Origin of the sequence: Psychrobacter sp. UBA3068, assembly GCF_002366815.1 — a bacterium.
GTDB lineage: Bacteria > Pseudomonadota > Gammaproteobacteria > Pseudomonadales > Moraxellaceae > Psychrobacter > Psychrobacter namhaensis.
Window position 1 is genome coordinate 37480 of the sequence record NZ_DFBY01000035.1, and the last position, 1547, is coordinate 39026.

Sequence of the window (1547 nt, forward strand, 5' to 3'; positions counted from 1 at the left end):
CCTGAACCAGTTGTTGAGCCTGACGCAAATGATTCTCAGTTAGTCACTCATACTGACGATGATCCTCGTACTTTGCTGCGTTGTCCACCGCAAGAGTTGACAGGTGAGTGGACACCAGAGAAGTGGGATTACTGGCTACAAACGGCTCGTGAATCTGACGTGTTGGCTCAAGATGAATTGGCACTTGCGCGTCAAGGTATGGTGACAGGCCTGTGTAATGGCCAAGCAACCTTTGTGACGAGTGTGGATAGCCGGCATTTACAAACCACCTTTCAGCAGTTAGCTGCAAAGCTGCAACACCAGTTTACCCAAGCAAAGATTGATTTACGCATTGATGGTAGCATCATGCAAGCTGATGATAAGACACCTGAACGCCGTCAACAAAAACGTTTATTACAAGCCAAAACGGTGGCAGAGTCTAAATTGCTAAATACACCAGTAATGCAGTATTTGACTGAGCGGGGTGAAGGCAAAATGGGTAAGGTGCAACTGTATTAAGCAGTCAAAAAATTTGTTGTTAAATTTACTAGAAAGCCTATCAAAAAAAGCAAAAGAGGACGCTACCCGACATTAGGGTGGAGACGAAGGTCGGTTAGTCTTTGTTATATTTTTATAAAAATTAATTACTGACACTATCCTTAATAAACGTTAGTGTTTATATTAAACAGAATGAATTGGCGTTTATGAAACTCAACAAAGCGTATAAATTTAGGCTTGAGCCTAATATAGAGCAGGAAATTATTCTAAATAATCTTGTCGGCTCAGCCCGTTTTGTTTGGAATCACATGCTGGCAATATCGTTTGAGATGTTTGCTAAAAATGAGTTTATCAATGCCACCAACCTCGTTAATAAAATTGTTGGCTTAAAGAACAACCCTGAATTTTCTTTCTTAAAAACCAGCTCAAACGCCGTATCCTTACAACAAAAGATACGCGATCTTGCGTCTGCTTGGTCACGATTCTTTGACCCCAAAGTACACGCCAGATTAAAAGAAAATAAAAAGAAACCTCGTAAGCCCAAGCTCTTTAAACTGGCAGACGGCACTGAGATCCAGCATCGACCTCTAATGCCACAATTTAAGCGCAAATCCGATGGTTGTGACTCAATCAGACTGGTTCAGTTTGATAAGTATTGCCGTGTTGAGGGTAATCGCGTCAAACTACCTAATGGTATTGGCTTGGTGAAATTCAGAAAATCGCAAGACATCATCGGCACCATCAAAAACATCACCATCAGCAAGAAATCGGGGCACTGGTACGTGTCGTTTGGCACAGAGCGTAAACTGGCTGAGCACCCTCGTCACCCTGCCACCAGCGCCATTGGCTTAGACATGGGGATTAGCAAACTCATCACCACCTCAAACGGTGAAACTATCAAGCCTAAGAACAGCTTTAAAGCCAACCAAATCAAACTTGCCAAGCTGCAACGTGGGTTGGCGAAAAAAGTAAAATTCAGTGAAAACTGGAAAAAGCAAAAGCATAAGATTCAAAAATTACACCATCATATCGCCAACATCAGACATGACTACTTGCATAAAATCACCACC

1 protein-coding gene and 1 pseudogene are annotated in these 1547 nt (G+C 42.2%); both read left to right on the forward strand.

Annotated features, from left to right (window positions below; translation table 11 throughout):
* Positions 1-498, forward strand: a pseudogene (locus tag B2P60_RS08750) (DNA polymerase III subunit gamma/tau); the annotation flags it as partial.
* A gap of 185 nt (positions 499-683) precedes the next feature.
* A partial coding sequence (locus B2P60_RS08755; RefSeq protein WP_286740801.1) for an RNA-guided endonuclease InsQ/TnpB family protein occupies positions 684-1547 on the forward strand: 864 nt, incomplete at its 3' end.